At 67.7% G+C, this 17,783-nt stretch carries 16 protein-coding genes; 9 read left to right on the top strand and 7 right to left on the bottom strand.

Going from position 1 to position 17,783, the window contains the following annotated elements; translation table 11 throughout:
• Positions 1 to 9: 9 nt before the first annotated feature.
• From treZ to ABZ795_RS20365, 4 genes are all read left to right on the top strand, one after another.
• The gene (treZ, locus tag ABZ795_RS20380) at positions 10 to 1,731 is read left to right on the top strand and encodes a malto-oligosyltrehalose trehalohydrolase (RefSeq protein WP_357531496.1); all 1,722 of its coding nucleotides are present in this window, start codon (positions 10 to 12) and stop codon (positions 1,729 to 1,731) included.
• Positions 1,732 to 3,300: 1,569 nt separating this feature from the next.
• Entirely contained in the window at positions 3,301 to 4,491 is a 1,191-nt protein-coding gene (locus ABZ795_RS20375; RefSeq protein ID WP_357531542.1) for a helix-turn-helix domain-containing protein, read from the top strand.
• A gap of 130 nt (positions 4,492 to 4,621) precedes the next feature.
• On the top strand, positions 4,622 to 4,792 hold the full coding sequence (locus tag ABZ795_RS20370; protein ID WP_357531495.1) for a hypothetical protein: 171 nt from the start codon (positions 4,622 to 4,624) through the stop codon (positions 4,790 to 4,792).
• The gene (locus ABZ795_RS20365) at positions 4,776 to 5,972 is read left to right on the top strand and encodes a helix-turn-helix domain-containing protein (RefSeq protein WP_357531494.1); all 1,197 of its coding nucleotides are present in this window, start codon (positions 4,776 to 4,778) and stop codon (positions 5,970 to 5,972) included. Before ABZ795_RS20370 ends, ABZ795_RS20365 begins: the two co-directional genes overlap by 17 nt.
• A 155-nt stretch (positions 5,973 to 6,127) precedes the next feature.
• Here the strand turns inward: ABZ795_RS20365 and ABZ795_RS20360 are convergent, their stop codons facing one another.
• The 3 genes from ABZ795_RS20360 to ABZ795_RS20350 all read right to left on the bottom strand — a co-directional run bounded on the left by ABZ795_RS20360 (position 6,128) and on the right by ABZ795_RS20350 (position 8,998).
• Positions 6,128 to 7,411: a hypothetical protein gene (locus ABZ795_RS20360; RefSeq protein WP_357531493.1), complete on the bottom strand. Its 1,284-nt coding sequence runs from the start codon at positions 7,409 to 7,411 to the stop codon at positions 6,128 to 6,130.
• Positions 7,357 to 8,235 (bottom strand): inositol monophosphatase family protein, encoded by an 879-nt coding sequence (locus ABZ795_RS20355; RefSeq protein WP_357531492.1) that lies wholly within the window; start codon positions 8,233 to 8,235, stop codon positions 7,357 to 7,359. Before ABZ795_RS20355 ends, ABZ795_RS20360 begins: the two co-directional genes overlap by 55 nt.
• A 211-nt stretch (positions 8,236 to 8,446) precedes the next feature.
• Positions 8,447 to 8,998 (bottom strand): hypothetical protein, encoded by a 552-nt coding sequence (locus ABZ795_RS20350; RefSeq protein WP_357531491.1) that lies wholly within the window; start codon positions 8,996 to 8,998, stop codon positions 8,447 to 8,449.
• A 100-nt stretch (positions 8,999 to 9,098) separates the two neighbouring features.
• On the opposite strand from ABZ795_RS20350, the gene ABZ795_RS20345 reads away from it, so the two are divergent.
• On the top strand, positions 9,099 to 9,731 hold the full coding sequence (locus tag ABZ795_RS20345; RefSeq protein ID WP_357531490.1) for a hemerythrin domain-containing protein: 633 nt from the start codon (positions 9,099 to 9,101) through the stop codon (positions 9,729 to 9,731).
• A 118-nt stretch (positions 9,732 to 9,849) separates the two neighbouring features.
• On the opposite strand, the gene ABZ795_RS20340 is transcribed toward ABZ795_RS20345, so the two are convergent.
• Positions 9,850 to 10,848: a hypothetical protein gene (locus ABZ795_RS20340; RefSeq protein ID WP_357531489.1), complete on the bottom strand. Its 999-nt coding sequence runs from the start codon at positions 10,846 to 10,848 to the stop codon at positions 9,850 to 9,852.
• Between the two features lie 179 nt (positions 10,849 to 11,027).
• Between ABZ795_RS20340 and argG the strand changes: the two genes are divergently transcribed.
• The gene (gene argG / locus ABZ795_RS20335) at positions 11,028 to 12,479 is read left to right on the top strand and encodes an argininosuccinate synthase (RefSeq protein ID WP_357531488.1); all 1,452 of its coding nucleotides are present in this window, start codon (positions 11,028 to 11,030) and stop codon (positions 12,477 to 12,479) included.
• A 77-nt stretch (positions 12,480 to 12,556) separates the two neighbouring features.
• On the opposite strand, the gene ABZ795_RS20330 is transcribed toward argG, so the two are convergent.
• Genes ABZ795_RS20330 through ABZ795_RS20320 form a run of 3 tightly spaced genes read right to left on the bottom strand, consistent with a single transcriptional unit; the run spans position 12,557 to position 14,186 of the window.
• The gene (locus ABZ795_RS20330) at positions 12,557 to 13,534 is read right to left on the bottom strand and encodes an NAD(P)-dependent alcohol dehydrogenase (protein WP_357531487.1); all 978 of its coding nucleotides are present in this window, start codon (positions 13,532 to 13,534) and stop codon (positions 12,557 to 12,559) included.
• Positions 13,531 to 13,764, bottom strand: coding sequence for a helix-turn-helix transcriptional regulator (locus ABZ795_RS20325; protein WP_204292885.1), 234 nt, complete (start codon positions 13,762 to 13,764; stop codon positions 13,531 to 13,533). Before ABZ795_RS20325 ends, ABZ795_RS20330 begins: the two co-directional genes overlap by 4 nt.
• Positions 13,758 to 14,186, bottom strand: coding sequence for a hypothetical protein (locus ABZ795_RS20320; RefSeq protein ID WP_357531486.1), 429 nt, complete (start codon positions 14,184 to 14,186; stop codon positions 13,758 to 13,760). Before ABZ795_RS20320 ends, ABZ795_RS20325 begins: the two co-directional genes overlap by 7 nt.
• A 224-nt stretch (positions 14,187 to 14,410) precedes the next feature.
• On the opposite strand from ABZ795_RS20320, the gene ABZ795_RS20315 reads away from it, so the two are divergent.
• The 3 genes from ABZ795_RS20315 to ABZ795_RS20305 are packed head-to-tail and all read left to right on the top strand — an operon-like array spanning position 14,411 to position 17,783.
• A complete protein-coding gene (locus tag ABZ795_RS20315) occupies positions 14,411 to 15,325 on the top strand; it encodes a polyphosphate polymerase domain-containing protein (protein WP_357531485.1) in 915 nt (304 codons plus the stop codon).
• Positions 15,326 to 15,330: 5 nt separating this feature from the next.
• Positions 15,331 to 16,005, top strand: a complete 675-nt coding sequence (locus ABZ795_RS20310) for a DUF4956 domain-containing protein (protein ID WP_357531484.1) — start codon at positions 15,331 to 15,333, stop codon at positions 16,003 to 16,005.
• Positions 16,005 to 17,783, top strand: a complete 1,779-nt coding sequence (locus tag ABZ795_RS20305) for a CotH kinase family protein (RefSeq protein ID WP_357531483.1) — start codon at positions 16,005 to 16,007, stop codon at positions 17,781 to 17,783. The genes ABZ795_RS20310 and ABZ795_RS20305 overlap by 1 nt, the downstream gene beginning before the upstream one ends.

The raw sequence follows: 17,783 nt of genomic DNA, 5'->3' as shown, positions 1-17,783 counted from the left end.
GGCTGCGTCATGTCCGAATTCACGGTCTGGGCGCCCGAGGCGAAACGGGTACGGCTACGCCTGCCCGACGCCGACCACGAAATGAGAGTAGGCCGGGACGGCTGGTGGCATGTCGAGGTGCCTGACGCCGCCACCGACTACGCCTACCTGCTGGATGACGACGACCAGGCCCTGCCCGACCCCCGCTCGGCGTGGCAGCCCTTCGGGGTGCACGGCCTCAGCCGCCGCTACGACCACTCGGCCTTCGCCTGGACCGACGGCACCTGGACCGGCCGGCAACTGCCCGGCAGCATCCTCTACGAACTGCACGTCGGCACCTTCACTCCCGAGGGCACCTTCGACGCCGCGATCGGCAAGCTCGACCACCTGGTCGACCTCGGGGTCGACATGATCGAACTGCTGCCGGTCAACGCCTTCAACGGCGAACACAACTGGGGGTACGACGGGGTCTGCTGGTTCGCCCCCCACGAACCCTACGGCGGCCCGGACGGGCTGAAACGGCTGGTCGACGCCGCCCACGCGCGCGGTTTGGGGGTGGTTCTCGACGTCGTCTACAACCATTTCGGGCCCTCCGGGGCCTACGCGCCGCGCTTCGCGCCGTACCTCAGCGACCGCACCACCCCCTGGGGGCAGGCCGTCAACCTGGACGGCCCGCACTCCGACGGGGTACGCCGCTTCATCCTCGACAGCGTGCTGATGTGGCTGCGCGACTACCACCTGGACGGGCTGCGCCTGGACGCCGTGCACGCCATGCCGGACACCCGCGCGGTGCACCTGCTGGAGGAGATCGCCGTCGAGGTCGAGAGTCTGTCGGTGCACCTGGGCCGCCCGCTGTCCCTGATCGCCGAATCCGACCTCAACGACCCTCGGCTGATCAGTCCACGTGAAGCCGGTGGCTACGGCCTGCAAGCCCAGTGGAACGACGACGCCCATCACGCCCTGCACACCCTGCTGACCGGGGAACGGCAGGGCTACTACGGCGACTTCGGCACCATGGAATGCCTGGCCGAGGTGCTGACCGGCGCCTTCTTCCACACCGGCACCTGGTCCAGCTTCCGCAACCGCCAACACGGCAGGCCCGTCGACCCGCGTACCCCCGGGCACCGCTTCGTGGCGTACCTGCAGAACCACGACCAGATCGGCAACCGGGCGGTCGGTGACCGCCTCTCGGCCTCCCTGTCGCCCGGGCTGCTCCGGGTGGGGGCGGTGCTGCTGATGGCCTCCCCCTTCACCCCGATGATCTTCATGGGGGAGGAGTGGGCCGCCTCGACCCCCTGGCAGTACTTCACCTCCCACCCCGAACCCGAGTTGGCCACCGCCGTGGTGCTCGGCCGCCGTCAGGAGTTCGCCACCCACGGCTGGTCCGCCGAGACGGTGCCGGACCCCCAGGACCGACAGACCTTCGTACGCTCCCGGTTGGACTGGGCCGAGCTGGACAAACCCGAACACCGGACGATGTACGACTTCTACCGGCGGCTGATCGCGCTGCGGAAGTCCCGGCCCGAGTTGTCCGATCCGCATCTGTTCGCCGTCGAGGTGCGGCACGGGGACCGGTTCCTGGTGATGCGCCGGGGCGGCTGCCTGGTGGCGGCGAACCTGGCCGACAAGCCGCAACGGGTGACGTTGCCGGGGGTGGCCCGCCGGGTGCTGCTGGCGACGGCCGAGGGAGTCACGGTGACCCGAGACCGCATCGACCTACCAGCAGAAACGGCCGCGATCGTGGCGCTGTGAGCAGGCGCAACAGGGGTTCCGAAGCGGGAAGCGGAGGCCAGGCGCGTTTCGTATGAGGAGTCGGCAGAGGGAGTAATCCCGAGCAGTCCTTGAGAGGACAGCGCAACTTTCGCTCCATCAGTCAGATATTCGACACTTGAGAGTGCTGCATGCCTGTATGGGGGATAATTCCGGCTCCTGAGCTTATGGGTCTTGGCGGAGGACTGCGAACCCATGAGGGATGGCCAAGAGTCGGTCGTAAGATTTGAGTTTTGCCAAGCTGCAACCTTGAGGTAAGTGAACCTAGCGGAGAGAGTGAATTGTCCCGAGCAAAGTCTGGAACGGCGCGGCAGTCGGTTCGAGGTCGCCAACCTTCTGAAAATCGACGGATCGCTCGATTAACGGTTATTGGAACGGTCGCGGCAGCGGCAATATCTGCCTGTGCCGCCATAGCTGTGGCCGTCATACCCCCACTTTTTACTGACGAGTCGAAAGATGTTGAGGATTCCGGTAAGGGGGAGGTTGAAGTTGTAGCGACTGCAAATGCAAATGGTAGCCAAGCTCCACTGACTATAGCCGTGCAGCAGTCTGACGAGTATTGCCGAGAAGGGTGGGTCGTTCCGGGTGATTCGAAACTCCTCGCGGAGCCACTCCCGGCCAGTGAATACATTGATTGGCCATCTTGGGCCCGGCGGGAAGGGGCGGTCCGAAGCAATAGACATGAAGTTGTGCTGACTGTTCAGGGGACTTCCCAGGCCAGGGTCGTGATCGACCGCATTCGGGTGGCTGTGCTTGAGCCTCGTCGCCTTCCGATTCGTGGCACCCAAGTCCGTGTGCTCTGTGGAGAGCCATTTGAGTATCGATACTTGGAGGCGAACCTAGATAAGAATCCACCTACCGTTACGTCGAAGACAACCGGCAGTATTAGTGGCGAGGCGGACGTTCGCCTCGATCCCGCCAAATTCCCGTATCAAGTGGCGATCGATGAAGCGGAGAGCTTTGTCATCTCGAGCGTTGTGTCGAAGTATGACGTCGACTGGCGGATCGAGGTAGATTGGTCATCGCAAGGCCAAACTGGGACGATGGTGGTGGATGACAATGGTCAGCCATTTCGTACGAGCAGCACATCGAATGCGCTGGCCAAATGCGTTTGGGCGGATGCTGGGGGATTGATTTCGGACTTGTCCTCGAACTGTAGCCGGTAAAGATGCTCAGCCACGAGTAGGGCTGCCGGTATCTGTCAATGGCATCTGGGCTCGGAGCGAGCAGCCTGAATCGTCCATCGACCTTCGGGTCGACGCGCTCACTCGATGTATGTCAATACTTCAGCCGGGGTCCGGTCATGGCTGGGCGTGGGCAGCGGCAGCCGAGCGACGAGAGTAGGAAGCCTCCGATGTTCCTTGTCGCCCGCTAATCGCACTTCCATGCGCCTGCCAGTGTGTTTGCCTGGGGCTATCTCCGGAGGGTCCGGAGCTGGCGTCGTTCCGTGTGAGCATCAATGGCATGTGGGCAGGCAGAGTACCGTCCAGTAAGTAGGCACGCGAATCGTTCGATGTTGGCCGAATCGGCGACATGGAAGTGGGTGCAGCCATGGTCCAGAATGCGGACACCGTAGGGGCGAGGATCCGCTACTGGCGGATGCGCCGGGGCGGGATGTCTCAGGCCGTCCTCGCTGGGCTCGCTGGCGTCAGTCAGCCTTATGTCTCACAGATCGAGTCGGGTCGGAAGACCATCGACCGGCGATCTACTCTCGTGTCCTTCGCCGCAGCACTACAGGTCACCGTGGCTGATCTGCTCGGACAGGGCACGGAGCCGGGCGATCCGGCCCGCGAGGGTGCCGCCGAGTGCGTACCGGCGATCTGGTCCGCGCTGATCGAGATCGAGGATGGCGAACGTCGGCCGCCGACTCGTTCGCAGGAGCAGTTGACGGCAGACCTGGCGCGCACTGATCAGCTTCGCAACCTCTGCAACTACCCGGCGATGGCGCGGATGCTTCCCGATCTGTTGCTGGAGTCTGCTGCCGTGGGCGGCACCGTGCTCGCTCAATCGGCCTACCAGGCTGCGACATGTCTGCGGCACCTCGGATACCGCCATCTGGCGCTGAATGCGGCTCGCGTCGCCGTATCCGCGGCCGAGGAAGCCGAGCATCCCGCGTGGCTCGGTGCGGCACGGTTCGCGTACGTGCAGAGCCTGCCGATCGAGTCCGCTTCGCTCGCTGTCCGGGCCGCAGGCCGATCGCTTGTCGAGTTGCAGAACGACGCTGGTGATGAGCGGGTGCGGCAGATGCTCGGCCAGCTTCACCTGTCGGCGGCCCTGACCTCGACGGTGGACGGCCGGGCCGACGTCGCCCGGGACCACCTTGCCGAGGCGAGCCGTGAGGCGGCGAGCCTCGGGGATCCGGCGGACGGTGGCGGCTTCAACGGGTGCGGGTTCGGTCCGACCAATGTGGGTCTCTGGAGGATGTCCATCGCCGCAGAGCAAGGCGAGATGGGCAAGGTGATCGAACTGTCCCGGACGGTACGGCCTCAGATCCTCGCGGCCACCAATCGCCAACTGTCGTACTGGCTCGACCTGGGTCGGGCGTACGCCGACACCGGCCGTCGGGATGCCGAAGCGCTGGGCGCCTTCGTGCAAGCCGAGCGGGTCGCACCCATACCGTTTGCACTGAACCCGCTTGCCCGCGATGCCGTGGTGACCCTTGCCCAGCGGGCGAGGCGTCGGGCTGTCTCGGATGATCTGCGGCTGCTTGCTGGCCGGATGGGCATTCGCCTGGCTGTATAGCTGCTGGTAATCATGTAATTACCGCATTGCCCTAACGTCCGGTTCGGGAAGGCGTCGCCTTTTTCGGCCAGATGAGACGGCGAGCAGCCCCTGATCACTATCTCCACGGCCGAGTCTGTTGGAGGTCGGGATGCCAGGTCGGGACAACGAGTCGGTCAGCAGGGGTGAGCAGATTCAGGCGGCGGAGCGGGAGGCGGCGAAGCGGCGGCTGTTGGAGCAGGCCGAGGCGGAGCGCGTACCGATGGAGGAGACCACTCGGGCGGTGCCGGATCGGCGGTGGCGGCGTGACCGGCCGCAGTGAGGTGCCGATCGGCCGCCGGGTGGCGCAGTGGCGGATGCGGCGGCGGATGACGCAGCAGGGCCTCGCTGACCGGCTGGGCAAGTCCAAGAGCTGGGTGGACAAGGTGGAGCGGGGTGCCCGTCGACTCGACAGGTTCTCGGTGATCCAGGCTATCGCCGAGGTGCTGCGCATCGATCCGGCGGTGCTGCTTGGCCAGCATTCGCCGTCGGTCGGTGCCGACGTACGCGATGGGTTTGACGGGGTACGAGCGGCGCTCGCGCGGTACGGGGTCTTCGAGGCGTCGGCGTGTCAGGTGCCGGTGGCGGAGCTGCGTCGGCGGGTGGGACACGCCTGGTTGAGCTTTCAGCATGGGCAGTACGCCCAGGTGGTGCGGGCGCTGCCCGGACTGCTGGACGCCGTGCAACTGTCGTCGGGGTCGGAGCACGGCGAGTTGCCGGTGCAGGCGTACCGGGTCGCCTCCTCGGTGCTGGTGAAGCTGGGTGAGGCCGACCTCGGGTGGCTGACCGCCGACCGGGCGGTGGCGGCGGCCGGCGAGGATGCGGTGTTGGCGGGTACGGCGGCCATCTCGATCGGGCAGGCGCTGCGGCTCGCCGGTCGGCAGCGGCTGGCGCTGGCGGCCACCGTTGCCGCCGCGCAGCGGCTGACCAGCGCTGCGACCCGACCTGAGGTGTCGTCGGGTCGGCGGGCGCAGGAGTTGGCGGTGGGTGGGACGCTGCTGCTCCAGGCCGCTCTCGCCGCTGCGGGCTGCGGCGATCCTGGGCAGGCCGGGGTGCTGCTCGACCAGGCCGCAGCGGTGGCGAGCCGGGCCGAGGTCGCCGACGATCCGTACGGTACGAGTTTCGGGCCGGTCGCCGTGGAGTTGGCGCGGGTGGTGGTGGCGGTCGAGCGGGGTGCTGCGGCCGAGGCGGTCGGTCGGCACGAGCTGTTGATCCGGCGGGACGGGTGGCGGCGGTTGTCGGCCGAGTACCGGGGCGCCTACCTGGTGGACGCCGCGCGGGCGTACCTGCTGCACGGTGACCTGGCCGGGGCTGGCCGGATGCTGGTCGCGGCGGATGGTGTCGCGCCCGCTGAGGTCCGGTTGCGCCCCTCCGCGCATACCCTCCTCGCCGAGCTTGCCCGGGGTCGCCCCGCCCCACCCGGCGTGACCCGCCTGGCTACCCTCGTCGGCCTAACCCGCTGACCATCCCACCGCCCCCACCGCCGTGACGCTCGCAAGATCACGCTCGATGTGGGATCGAGTGGTCTCGTTGCGTAAGTGAGGCCACTCGATCCCGGATCGAGCGTGATCATGAACGTGATGCGGCGACCAACGACGCTCGTCACTCCGATGCTGGTTCAGCGGCCGGCGCGTTTCCAGGCGCGGTAGAACTCCTTGTAGAGGAAGCGCTGCACCGGCGTGCCCGTGGCGGAGACCTGCTTGCCGAGCGCCCGTGCTCCGATCCACATGCCGGCCACCTTGGGGACACCAGGCACCGATTCGGTCACCGAGGCTACTCCGTTGACCAGTTCCTGCTCTACCGGCGAAAGCACAACCTTGCGCAGGCCGAGTCGTTCGAGTAGCTGCCGCTTCGCGCCGTTGATGTCGCGGGCGAGGCGGAGGTAGTCCTCGTCGGTGACACAGCGGGCGACAGCAGCGCGCAGGTCGGCGGCCTTGTCGCGATATTCGGCGATGCGGGCGACAACGAGGTCGACCCAGGCGCGTTCGCTCAGCTGGCCGGTTTCGTCCTGCTGCCAGAGCCGGCCACCGAGCAGTGGTAATTCGAGTTCGAGAAGCTGCACCCGGTGGGTGTCGCTGTCGTCCGCCGCCGTGACGAGCGACTGGTGGATGCCGCGGATTGCCTTGATGACGTCGAGCACCACAGTCTCGGTGGCACCCTCGGTGGACAGGTCAAAGGTCAGCAGGAAATCGCGTCGGACGGGATGTGCCTGGTAGGAGAGGCTGGTGGCATCGGCACGCGCCTGATATTTGAGCCCGCGCGCCAGGGTCGCCGCGACGTAGACCTCCTCGCCGGAGGGTGCCATGGACTGAAGGGGCCCTCGCAGCACGATCGATGCCGCTCTCGCCCAAGCGCCGAAAGGGTCGTCCTCCACCCCGTCGGGTGTGGCGATGCGATCCGAGTGGTGGCCGACCACGCGGACATTGGCTGCCTGGAAAGCACACCAGCCGTGGATACGCTTCGACAGTGAGTTGCGCTGATCAGGCAGGGCATCGTCGCAGGCGACCGCCTGTTCGATGAACTGGCTGAGGACCTTGTGGCCGCGCCAACTCTGCAACTCGTGCAGCGCCATGTCCTCGGCGTCGCGCACCCGACTGGTCTCGTGGACGTCCAACTGCAATGGATGTAGCAGCCCAGCGTCGGCCAACGCCCGGAGGAGGTGCGGCTTTCCACCGAAATCGGCGGCCGAAGGGCGGGCGAGCACCGGGTGGGCCACCCATACCCGTTCCATGAAGATCAGGGATTGGATCAGCTCGACAAACGCTTGGCGGGCGAACGGATCGTCAGGCCGGCTGACCCGGTTCTGCGCAACGACGAAGTCCTCGGCACTGATGATCGATGTGACGTCTACGAGGACTTCCGTATTGCGGTGGGGGAGCCCTGCGCCTGCTCTACGAACCACTTGACGGCCTCCGGGCGACCCATCACGGTGCTGGCGAACGTCGGCTCTGGTTGGGCAAGTGTTGCCATGGATACGGGGAGATGCCGAACCCCTTTCGCATCCGTGGACATTAGACCGACGATCTCACCGACACACAAGCCTGCGAGACCGTCCCAGACCTTCTGTCGAGGACGGTAGAAGAGGTCGAAGCGCGGCGCATCGGCCGCGAAATCGGTGAGATCCACGGCGGTACGCAGCATGTCCAGCGTCTGTGATGTGGTCCGCGTCTTCAGGGTGTAGCCAGCCGCAGCCATAGCGGTCTCGTGTGGTGGGGCTTCGGAACGAGCGCTACGAGTCAGGGATGCGACACGAACCGGTTCGTTGATGTGTCTCGCCGGTCTGCCGTTGACCGTGATCGTGCACTCAGCCTGGGACGCGACCACCACGATCGGTGTGCGGTCGGTCCCCAACTCGGGTGCGACGATGAGCGTGGCGACCGGTTCCCGTCGTTCTAGCAGGCAGATCACGGAACAGAACTCCGCGCTGCTGGGATTGACGAACTCGGCTGTGCCGTCGATCGGGTCGATCACCCAGATCCGCTCGGGCTCCTCGTCCTCACCGGGCCGCCAGGTACCGCTGCCGGACTCCTCCGCCAGCACCCGAGCAACCGGATCCAGGGCCCGGATTCGGTTGATAATCAACTCTTCAACCGCTAGATCGGCCTCGGTGAGCAGGGTTTGGTCGGCCTTCTCCTGCACGTCCAAGTCGGCCACCCGCGACCGGTACGCCGCGAGTACGCCCAACAGTTCTGTGGCTAGGTCGGTCCACAGCTTGTCAAGATTCATCGGCTCGACTCTCCTCGCGACCGGCTCGACGGGGCCACTCGATCGATGGGGTCATCATTCCACTCTGGCGCTGATCCGCTGAGTGACAGATGAGGGTCACAGCTCAGCACATTCACCATCGCGCCGGATTGCCTGCCGGTGTCGGCCCCGGCACACGATCATCGACGTGGCCTTTCCAGGGACACCCGGCGTCGGGCCACCCTGGTCTGCCTCACCCGCTGACCGGCCACGATGCCTCTAGGGACTCCCGCGCTATGGTGACGAAGGCGTCGCGTCGCTCTGTGCGGGATCGGAGGGCAGCGAGGTGCTCGGCATGGTTGCTTTCCGCCAACGGGCCGCTCTCGTCAGCACCCTCCCGGCGCAGTCGGCGCTGGTCGGCGTACTCCTTGTTGATGCTGCGCACCGTGTGCCCGGCGGCCTGCGCCACCAGGTTCGGACCGACCAGCAGCACCAGGTTGTACGCCTCGTCGAGGGCGCGCAGCGCCGGGTACGGCAGCACCTCGCCCGGTGCGGTTTCCGGCCCGACCCATCCGGTGTCCAACGCCCGGTAGGCGCGGTCGCAGGCGGCCAGGAAGCTGACGTAGGTGTCCCGCCGCTCCTGGTTCCGGCGCAGTGCGCGCTGGTCTGCGCGCTCCTCCCGGGCCGCAGCGAGTTGGCCGGCGGCCTGGCGTCGCACGGTCAGCGCGGTGACCAGGCCGGTGAGGCCGGCGGCCGTCAGGGTGGACAGCGATGTGATCAGGGCGATGGCGACCGTCTCCCGCATGTCGCGTGATCTTGCCGCAAGATCGTGCTCGATGTGGGATCGAGTGGCCTGGGGACGCTACATGACCACTCGATCCCACATCGAGCGTGACCATGACCGCGTGTGGGCTCGTCCAGGTCGGGTAGAGGGGGACGACAAGGACGAGTTCGACAAGCGGAGGTTGATGATGACCGCAACCAAGCCGGAGCAGGATGTCATTGATCTGCTCGTTGAGCAGCACGAGCAGATCAAGTCGCTGTTCGCGGAGGTCAGGGAGAGCGAGGGGGAGGCCAAGCAGCAGGCATTCCAGGATCTCGTACGCCTGCTGGCCGTGCACGAGAGCGCCGAGGAGCAGGTGGTCCATCCGGCGGCGCGGGCCGATGCCGGGGACGCGGTGGTCGACGCGCGGCTGCGCGAGGAGAGTGAGGCCAAGCGCGAGCTGTCCGAGCTGTACGACATGGGTACCGCGGCACCGGGGTTCGACGCCCGGTTCGCCGCGTTCGAGCAGGCGGTGCTGGCGCATGCGCGGCATGAGGAGCAGGAGGAGTTCCCGCAGTTGCGGCGGGACACCGATCCGCAGCGGCTGCGTCAGATGGCTGGTGCCGTGCGGGCCGCCGAGGCGGTCTCACCCACCCGGCCCCACCCGGCGGCCGGTGAGTCGCCGGTGGGCAACATGCTGCTCGGGCCGCCGGTGGCGGTGTTCGACCGGATGCGCGACGCGGTCCGCGACTGGCGTCAGTCGCACGAAAGGTGACCCGAGGCCCAGCTGTACCAGGGCAAGATCGTGCTCGATCCCGGATCGAGTGGCATCTCACGGAGGCTAGGCCACTCGATCCGGGATCGAGCGTGATCATGTGAGGGCCAGGGAGGAATCAGACCCAGGGGGCGGTCGGGTACCAGGGGATGATCTCCCGGCGGGCGAGCAGGCGGACGTCCCAGTAGAGGAACATGAAGGCGCCCGCGATGATGAACGCCACCGCGATGGTGGTGGCCATTCGGGTCGGCTTGGCGGCGAACCAGCGCTGGAGTCGGCTACCGGCGAACCAGGTCAGCAGCAGGAACAGGATCGCCATGACGACGATGTTGCCGATCGACTGGAGGGTGAACGCCGCCGCGCCGTACAGCGGGTTGCCGCTCTCCGCGGCGTCGCGGAACATCTGCCGGAACAGCGGGAAGGGCCGTCCGATCAGGAACCCGCCGATGAGGACCCCCATGAAGACCAGCGGGGCGTTGGGGTAGCGCTGGGAGATCCGGGCGAAGGGGTCCGGTACCACCTTCAACGCGGCCAGCCCCAGGTAGATCATGACCAGGCCGATGATGCCGTAGACCACCATGGACTGGATGCTGCGTGGCGACAGTGAGCCGGGCACGTTCGGGGCGGTGGAGAACTGCGGCATCGCCGTACCGACCAGACCGACGATCACCCCGTACAGGGCGGAGATCGCGATCATGCCGACCGCCATCCAGCCCAGCGGGCGCAGCGGCGCCACGGCCCGGCTCAGCCGGCTGTCGGAGGAGCCGGTCAGCGGTGCCAGAGCGCCGAAGGCGGCGATGTTGCAGGCGGTGAAGGTGCCGGCTACCCCGGAGACGAACGCGAAGATCACGCCCGCCACGGCCCCGCTGATCGGGGTCTCCTTGGCGTCGTGGCCCAGCAGGGTGTTGGCCACGTTGTCGCCGATGGTCGAGTCCACGAACTCCGCCGACCAGACGACGGTGAGCAGGAAGCCGCCCAGCAGGCTGAGCAGGATGATCAACCCGCGGCGGCGGGGGACCTCTCCGGGGGCGAACAGGGAGGTGGCGCGGGAGTCGGAGGGCAGCCGGAGGGTGTCGGCGGCCCGGGGAGGGCGAGAACGGCGATCGGCCTGCGTCACGGAAAGACTCCTCAGCATCACAGAGGGTGAGAAATTGATGATGCTGGATTATCCGCGTGTGCCTTTCTCCTCGATTGCGCTATGTAATGCCGGAACGACCGATGGTGAGGGCTGGTCGGAGTGGCGACATCACCCACCCCGGCTTGCATGGGTATACGGCGTGGTGCATACTCTTCCTTGTGTCCAAGGTTCTGACCTCCCTGCCCATCGGTGAACGTGTCGGCATCGCCTTCTCCGGCGGCCTCGACACCTCGGTCGCGGTCGCGTGGATGCGCGACAAGGGGGCGATCCCCTGCGCCTACACGGCCGACATCGGCCAGTACGACGAGCCCGACATCGCCTCCGTGCCCGGCCGCGCCCTCAACTACGGCGCCGAGCTGGCCCGGCTGGTCGACTGCCGGGCCGCCCTGGTCGAGGAAGGGCTGGCGGCGCTGACCTGCGGGGCCTTCCACATTCGCTCGGGCGGGCGGGCCTACTTCAACACCACTCCGCTGGGCCGGGCGGTCACCGGGACCCTGCTGGTGCGGGCCATGGTCGAGGACGACGTCCAGATCTGGGGTGACGGCTCCACCTTCAAGGGCAACGACATCGAGCGGTTCTACCGCTACGGCCTGCTGGCCAACCCGCAGCTGCGGATCTACAAGCCGTGGCTGGACGCCGACTTCGTCACCGAACTCGGCGGGCGCAAGGAGATGTCGGAGTGGCTGCTGGAACGCGGCCTGCCCTACCGGGACAGCACCGAGAAGGCGTACTCCACCGACGCCAACATCTGGGGCGCCACCCATGAGGCGAAGACCCTGGAGCACCTGGACACCGGCATCGAGACGGTCAACCCGATCATGGGGGTCCGGTTCTGGGACCTGTCGGTGGAGATCCCCACCGAGGACGTCACCATCGGCTTCGACCAGGGCCGCCCGGTGACCATCAACGGCAAGGAGTTCGCCAGCGCGGTCGACCTGGTGCTGGAGGCCAACGCCATCGGGGGTCGGCACGGGCTGGGCATGTCCGACCAGATCGAGAACCGGATCATCGAGGCCAAGAGCCGGGGCATCTACGAGGCCCCCGGCATGGCGCTGCTGCACGCCGCGTACGAGCGGCTGGTCAACGCCATCCACAACGAGGACACCCTGGCCAACTACCACAACGAGGGTCGCCGCCTGGGCCGGCTGATGTACGAGGGCCGCTGGCTGGACCCCCAGGCGCTGATGCTGCGCGAGTCGTTGCAGCGCTGGGTGGGCACGGCGGTCACCGGGGAGGTGACGCTGCGGCTGCGCCGGGGCGAGGACTATTCGATCCTGGACACCACCGGCCCGGCCTTCAGCTACCACCCGGACAAGCTGTCGATGGAGCGTACGGAGGACTCGGCCTTCGGCCCCTCCGACCGCATCGGCCAGCTCACCATGCGCAACCTGGACATCGCCGACTCGCGGGCCAAGCTGGAGCAGTACGCGAACCTCGGCATGGTCGGCGGCGGCTCCCCGCAGCGGATGGTCGGCGCCGCCCAGGCGGCCTCGACCGGGCTGATCGGCGCGATGCCGCAGGGTGGCGCGGAGGCCATCGCCTCCCGGGGCGTGGCCCCGGCGGAGGACGCGGCCCTCGACCGCGCCGCCATGGAGTTCGGCGTCGACTGACCGTCCCTGCCGGGACCGACTCGCCACCGGCCAGCCCTGTAGCGGCTGGCCGGTGCAGTCGCCGGTGAACCAGACCGTCAGATGGTGACCACGATCTTGCCCGCCGGGTGCCCGGAGCGCAGGTGGCGGAGGGCGTCGGCCGCCTCGGCCAGCGGATAGCAGCGGTCGACCGGCGGGGTGAGCGCGCCCGAGGTGATCAGGTCGCGCAGTTCGTCGAGGTCCTCACTGCGCTCCATCGCACTGACGTTGCGCAGTCGATGGCGGATGAACAGGGACAGCAGCGGTGCGCCGAACATCTGCCGGCCGTACCCGCTGAGCAGCCCACCCCGGGTGTACGTGCCGCCGACCAGCGCCAGGGTGCCGCCCGGGGTGAGGGCGCGGCGCATCAGCGACAGTAAGCAGTCGCCGCCGGTGTCGATGACCACGTCGTACACCGGGCCGTCCCGGTCGACCTCCTCGCGGGTGTAGTCGAGCACCTCGTCGGCGCCGAGGGAGCGGACGAAGTCGGCCCTGGCGGGGGCGCAGACCCCGGTGACGGTGGCGCCGTACGCCTTGGCGATCTGCACCGCCTGTGATCCGACGCCGCCGGAGGCCCCGATCACCATGACCCGCTGCCCCGGCCGCACTGTGCCGCTGTCGCGTACGGCGCGCAACGCCGTCATCCCGGAGACCGGCACCGCGGCGGCCTGGGCGAAGGACAGGTTCGCCGGCTTGTGGGCCAACCGTCGTTGCGAGGTGCCGACGAACTCGGCGTACGACCCGCGTAGGCAGGTGCCGAACACCTCGTCGCCCGGCCGGAACCGGGTGACCCGGGGACCGACCTCGGTCACCACCCCGGCCAGGTCCCGGCCGCGTACCGCCACCCGAGGGCGGCGCAACCCGCTGGCCAGGCGCACCACGTACGGCTGACCGGCCATGAGGACCCATACCCCGGGGTCCACCCCGGCCGCGCGTACCTGCACGAGCACCTCGTCGTCGCCGACGGAGGGCCGGTCCACCTCACCCAGCCGCAGTCCCTCGGGTGGTCCGTAACTGTCCTGAACGATGGCCCTCACGGTGCCACCTCCTCGGAGTCGGGGTACTGGAACACGTCGTCGAGCCGTACGCCGAACACCCGCGCGATCCGGAAGGCCATCTCCAGGGAGGGGGAGTAGCGCCCCTGCTCGATGGCGATCACGGTCTGTCGGGTCACCCCGATCCGTTCGGCGAGATCGGCCTGGGTCATCTCGTCGTGGGCGAAGCGCAACGCCCGGATGGTGTTGGTGACGCGGGTCGGTTTCACCACTGCGGAACACCCCTGCGGTAGACGATCACCTTCGCCAGGGAGCCGATCACGGCCGACAGGGCGAAGCAGAGGTAGATGACGTTGGCGATCCAGAACCAGTGCCACTCGGCCATCGCCATCAGCATCGCCGACACCGCGCCGATGATCACGAACGCCTGGCCGACATGGTCACCGAGGCGCCCGATCTCCCGGTCGCGGACATCTTTGACCCGGGAGGCACGCGGGTTGGCCATGCCCATCACGATCTCGGCCACGATGCTCGCGACCATGGCCCCGCCGACCGTCCAGAGCAGCGCGCCGACGTAGGGCACCGCGGTGAGCGACCCGCCGTCCTGTCGACCCAGCACGACCGCCACATAGCCGGCGTACGCGATCACGCTGACCACCAGCATGATCCAGGCCCGTTTCTCCTCGTGCGTCATGACGGCCTCCCGAGGTAAAGAATCTTTGACATCCTCAGAGTAAGGCGTTCTTGACACCATGTCTAGAAAGCTTTACATGAGAGTTGTTGGCGGGCGGTGTTTGGCCGCGAGGGCCCGGCGGCAGCGGGGGTTCACCGCTGGTTCACCCGGAACGCAAAGCTGATTCATAGCCTCGCCCGGTTGGATGTGCTGGTCCCTGTCCCCGCAGAGATCGGCTCACCTGCATGCGCTCGTGGCTCCGTCGGGCTACCTCTCCCGCCCAAGAACCGCCGCCAGCCCGCGCACCGTCCACCCCCGATGGTGGACCGGAGACCGGTGACGACCGGGGCGGCCATGCGCTGCGGGCACCGAGCAGGTTGCACGCCTTCAACCGGTACGAGATCAAGTATCTGGTGCCGACCGGCGACGTCCCGGCGTTGCGCGAGCGGTTCGCCGCCCGGATGGACCGGGACAGCCACGGCGGCGACACCGGGTACGGCGTGTGGAGCGTCTACTACGACACCGCTGAGCTGCGCTTCTACTGGGAGAAGATCGAGGGGCTGAAGTTCCGCCGCAAGCTGCGGGTGCGCCACTACGGCGAGGTGTCCACGGTCACCGATGACAGCATCGTGCACGTCGAGATCAAGCAGCGGGTCAACCGGGTCACCCAGAAACGGCGGGTGGCGTTGCCGTACCACCTGGCCCGTGACCTGTGCGACCGGCGGCAGTTGATCGAGCACGCCCCGGAGCAGCGGCCCTTCCTCGACGAGGTGCTGGAGCTGCTCTGCGGCCTGGACCTGCGGCCGGTGGCGATGACCGGCTACCAGCGGGAGGCGTTCGTCGGCCGGGACTCCGACCTCGGCCTGCGGGTCACCCTCGACCACCGGGTACGCGGCCGGGACCGCGACTTCCACCTCGGCGCGGACGCCGAGAACCGGCTCATCGTGCCGCCGAAATACTCCGTGCTGGAGATCAAGGCCAACGAGCGGGTGCCGTACTGGCTGACCGACCTGGCCGCCCGGACGAACCTGTCCATCGTCCGCATGTCGAAGTACTGCCAGAGCGTCGAGGCGTTCGGTCACGCCCCCCGCTCCCTCTTCCACGTTCCCGACGACGCCGACCGGGCTACCGCCGGCAGCCCCGTGAAAAGTGAGGCCTGAACCCCATGCCGTTCGAGTTCCAGGATCTGTCCGGCACCTTCAGTGTCGGCGACATCGCCCTGGCCCTGTCGCTGTCGTTCCTGCTCAGCGCCATGATCGGCTGGGTCTACCGGTTCACCCACCGCAACGTGTCGTACAGCCAGTCGTACGTGCAGACGCTGGTCATCCTGGGCATGCTCATCTCGCTGATCATGCTGGTGGTCGGCTCCAACATCGCCCGCGCCTTCGCCCTGGTGGGCGCGCTGTCGGTGGTGCGGTTCCGCAACGCCATCAAGGAGACCCGCGACGTCGGGTTCATCTTCCTGGTGATGGGCGTGGGCATGGCCTGCGGCACCCGGTTCTACCTGCTGGCGGTGGTCGCCGCCGTGACGATCAGCCTGATCATCGTGCTGATGTACCGCTTCAACTGGTTCGCCTCGAACGTCCAGCGCCAGGTGGTCAAGGTGCAGGTGCCGCCCGGCAGCCACACCACCCACATCCAGGACGTCCTGATCCGCTTCACCAGCGAGTTCGAGCTGGTCAGCATGGAGACCATCCGAGGCGGCGCACTGACCGAGATCATGTACACCGTGCGGTTGAAGAAGGGCACCGAGCCCGCCGAACTGATCAACGCGCTGGCCGAGCGGACCGGCGGCCAGCGGGTCACCGTACTGACCGGCTACGACCAGACGGACCTGTGATGCGCTGGAAGCACCGGATCCCGATCCGTGTCCGGCACTACTGGAAGTTCCTGGCGGGCTGCCTGGCGTTCGCGCTGGTGCTCACCGTGACCCTCAGCTCGGTGCCGATCCGCCCGTACGTGACCAGCACCAGCACCAGCACCGGCGACCTGGTCACCCAGAACATCGCCGGCACGGTCGACCTCTTCGACGAGACCGTCGCGCACCGCATCGAGTTGGTCTTCCGCGACGCCGACTACGAACGGATGCTGGACGCCTTCTACGACGAGGAGGAGAAGGAGTATCTGGAGGCCGACCTGGTCATCGACGGCACCACCATCCCCAGCGTCGGCATCCGGCTCAAGGGCAACTCGACCCTGCGCGGCCTGACCCGCAACGGCCAGACCCCGCAACGCGGCGGCGGCCCGGAAGGCCCCGAGGGCCGGGTGGCCCCGGGCGGACCGGATGGTCAACGCCGACCCGGCGGCCAGGACGGCCCGCGCGGCCCCGGCAGACCCGGCGGTCAGTTCGGGCCGGGTGGTCAGTTCGGGCCGGGTGGTCAGTTCGGGCCGGGTGGTCAGTTCGGGCCGGGTGGGCAGACCGCGACTGATGGTCAGACCGCGCCCGATGGTCAGACCGCGCCCGATGGTCAGACCGCGCCCGATGGTCAGACCGCGCCCGATGGTGAGGCTGGGCCTGGTGGTCAGGCTGGGCCGGGCGGTGCCGCGATGCCGGGCGGGTTTTCTCGGACGTCGTTGCGGGCTGAGGAGCCGGAGACCTTGCCCTGGTTGATCCGCTTCGACGAGTACGTGGACGGTCGCCGGTATCAGGGCCACCGGGAGATCAGCCTGCGCGTCGGCGGGATGGGCGGCGGCACCTCCGTGCTCAACGAGGCGGTCACCCTCAACCTGCTCGCCGCCGCGGGCGAGGTGACCCAGGAGTACGCCTACACCAGCTTCACGGTCAACGACCGGCCGACCACCGCCCGGCTGATCGTGGAACATCCCGACGAGCATTTCGCCGAGGACTTCGACGGCGCGGGGGTGCTCTACAAGGCGTTGGCCACCAGTCGGTTCACCGACCAGGGCGACGACCAGACCGCGTACGCCGACGACTTCAAGCAGATCACCATGAAGGGCAGCCAGGACCTGCAACCGGTCATCGACCTGATCAAGTGGGTGGACGCGGTCGGCGACGCCGAGTTCGACGAGCAGCTCACCGACCGGCTCGACGTGACCTCCTTCGCCCGGTACCTCGCCTGGCAGAACCTGCTGCTCAACTCCGACGACATGGCCGGTCCCGGCCGCAACTACTACCTCTGGTACGACCTTGACGCGAAACGGTTCACGGTGATCGGCTGGGACTACAACCTGGCGTTCAGCGGCAGCGCCGACCAGGGGCCGCACGACGAGGGCCGGTTCGGCGCTCGGGGCAACGCAGGCCCCGGCGCTGGTGATCCCGGCGCTGGTGACCCCGGTGGCGCTGAGGGCCCCCGCGCTGATGGCGCGGGCGGCCCTGGTGGCATCGGTGGCCCCGGTGGCGGTGGTCACCGGCTCAAGGAACGCTTCCTGGCCAGCGAGAAGTTCACCCAGTTGTACGAGGACGCGTACCGCGACCTCTATCAGCGGGTCTACCGCGACGGTGCGGCGCTGGCTGCGGTGGACGCGATCAGCGGGGTGCTGGCCACCGTGGACGGGTACGACGCTTCGGTCGCCACCGGCGATGCGCAGCGCCTTCGTACCCTGATCGAGCAGCGCACCACGAGCCTCGCCACCAACGAGGTGATCACCCGCGACTGA

The organism is Micromonospora sp. NPDC047134, from assembly GCF_040643455.1.
Lineage (GTDB): Bacteria > Actinomycetota > Actinomycetes > Mycobacteriales > Micromonosporaceae > Micromonospora.
This window is presented reverse-complemented; position numbering and strand designations above follow the sequence as displayed.

What these genes read in the sequence shown, in the direction of transcription:
- treZ (WP_357531496.1), top strand. Translation starts at nt 10, where the DNA reads ATGTCCGAATTCACGGTCTGGGCGCCCGAGGCGAAACGGGTACGGCTA.
- ABZ795_RS20375 (WP_357531542.1), top strand. Translation starts at nt 3,301, where the DNA reads ATGGTCCAGAATGCGGACACCGTAGGGGCGAGGATCCGCTACTGGCGG.
- ABZ795_RS20370 (WP_357531495.1), top strand. Translation starts at nt 4,622, where the DNA reads ATGCCAGGTCGGGACAACGAGTCGGTCAGCAGGGGTGAGCAGATTCAG.
- ABZ795_RS20355 (WP_357531492.1), bottom strand. Translation starts at nt 8,235, where the DNA reads ATGAATCTTGACAAGCTGTGGACCGACCTAGCCACAGAACTGTTGGGC.
- ABZ795_RS20350 (WP_357531491.1), bottom strand. Translation starts at nt 8,998, where the DNA reads ATGCGGGAGACGGTCGCCATCGCCCTGATCACATCGCTGTCCACCCTG.
- ABZ795_RS20320 (WP_357531486.1), bottom strand. Translation starts at nt 14,186, where the DNA reads ATGACGCACGAGGAGAAACGGGCCTGGATCATGCTGGTGGTCAGCGTG.
- ABZ795_RS20315 (WP_357531485.1), top strand. Translation starts at nt 14,411, where the DNA reads ATGCGCTCGTGGCTCCGTCGGGCTACCTCTCCCGCCCAAGAACCGCCG.
- ABZ795_RS20310 (WP_357531484.1), top strand. Translation starts at nt 15,331, where the DNA reads ATGCCGTTCGAGTTCCAGGATCTGTCCGGCACCTTCAGTGTCGGCGAC.
- ABZ795_RS20305 (WP_357531483.1), top strand. Translation starts at nt 16,005, where the DNA reads ATGCGCTGGAAGCACCGGATCCCGATCCGTGTCCGGCACTACTGGAAG.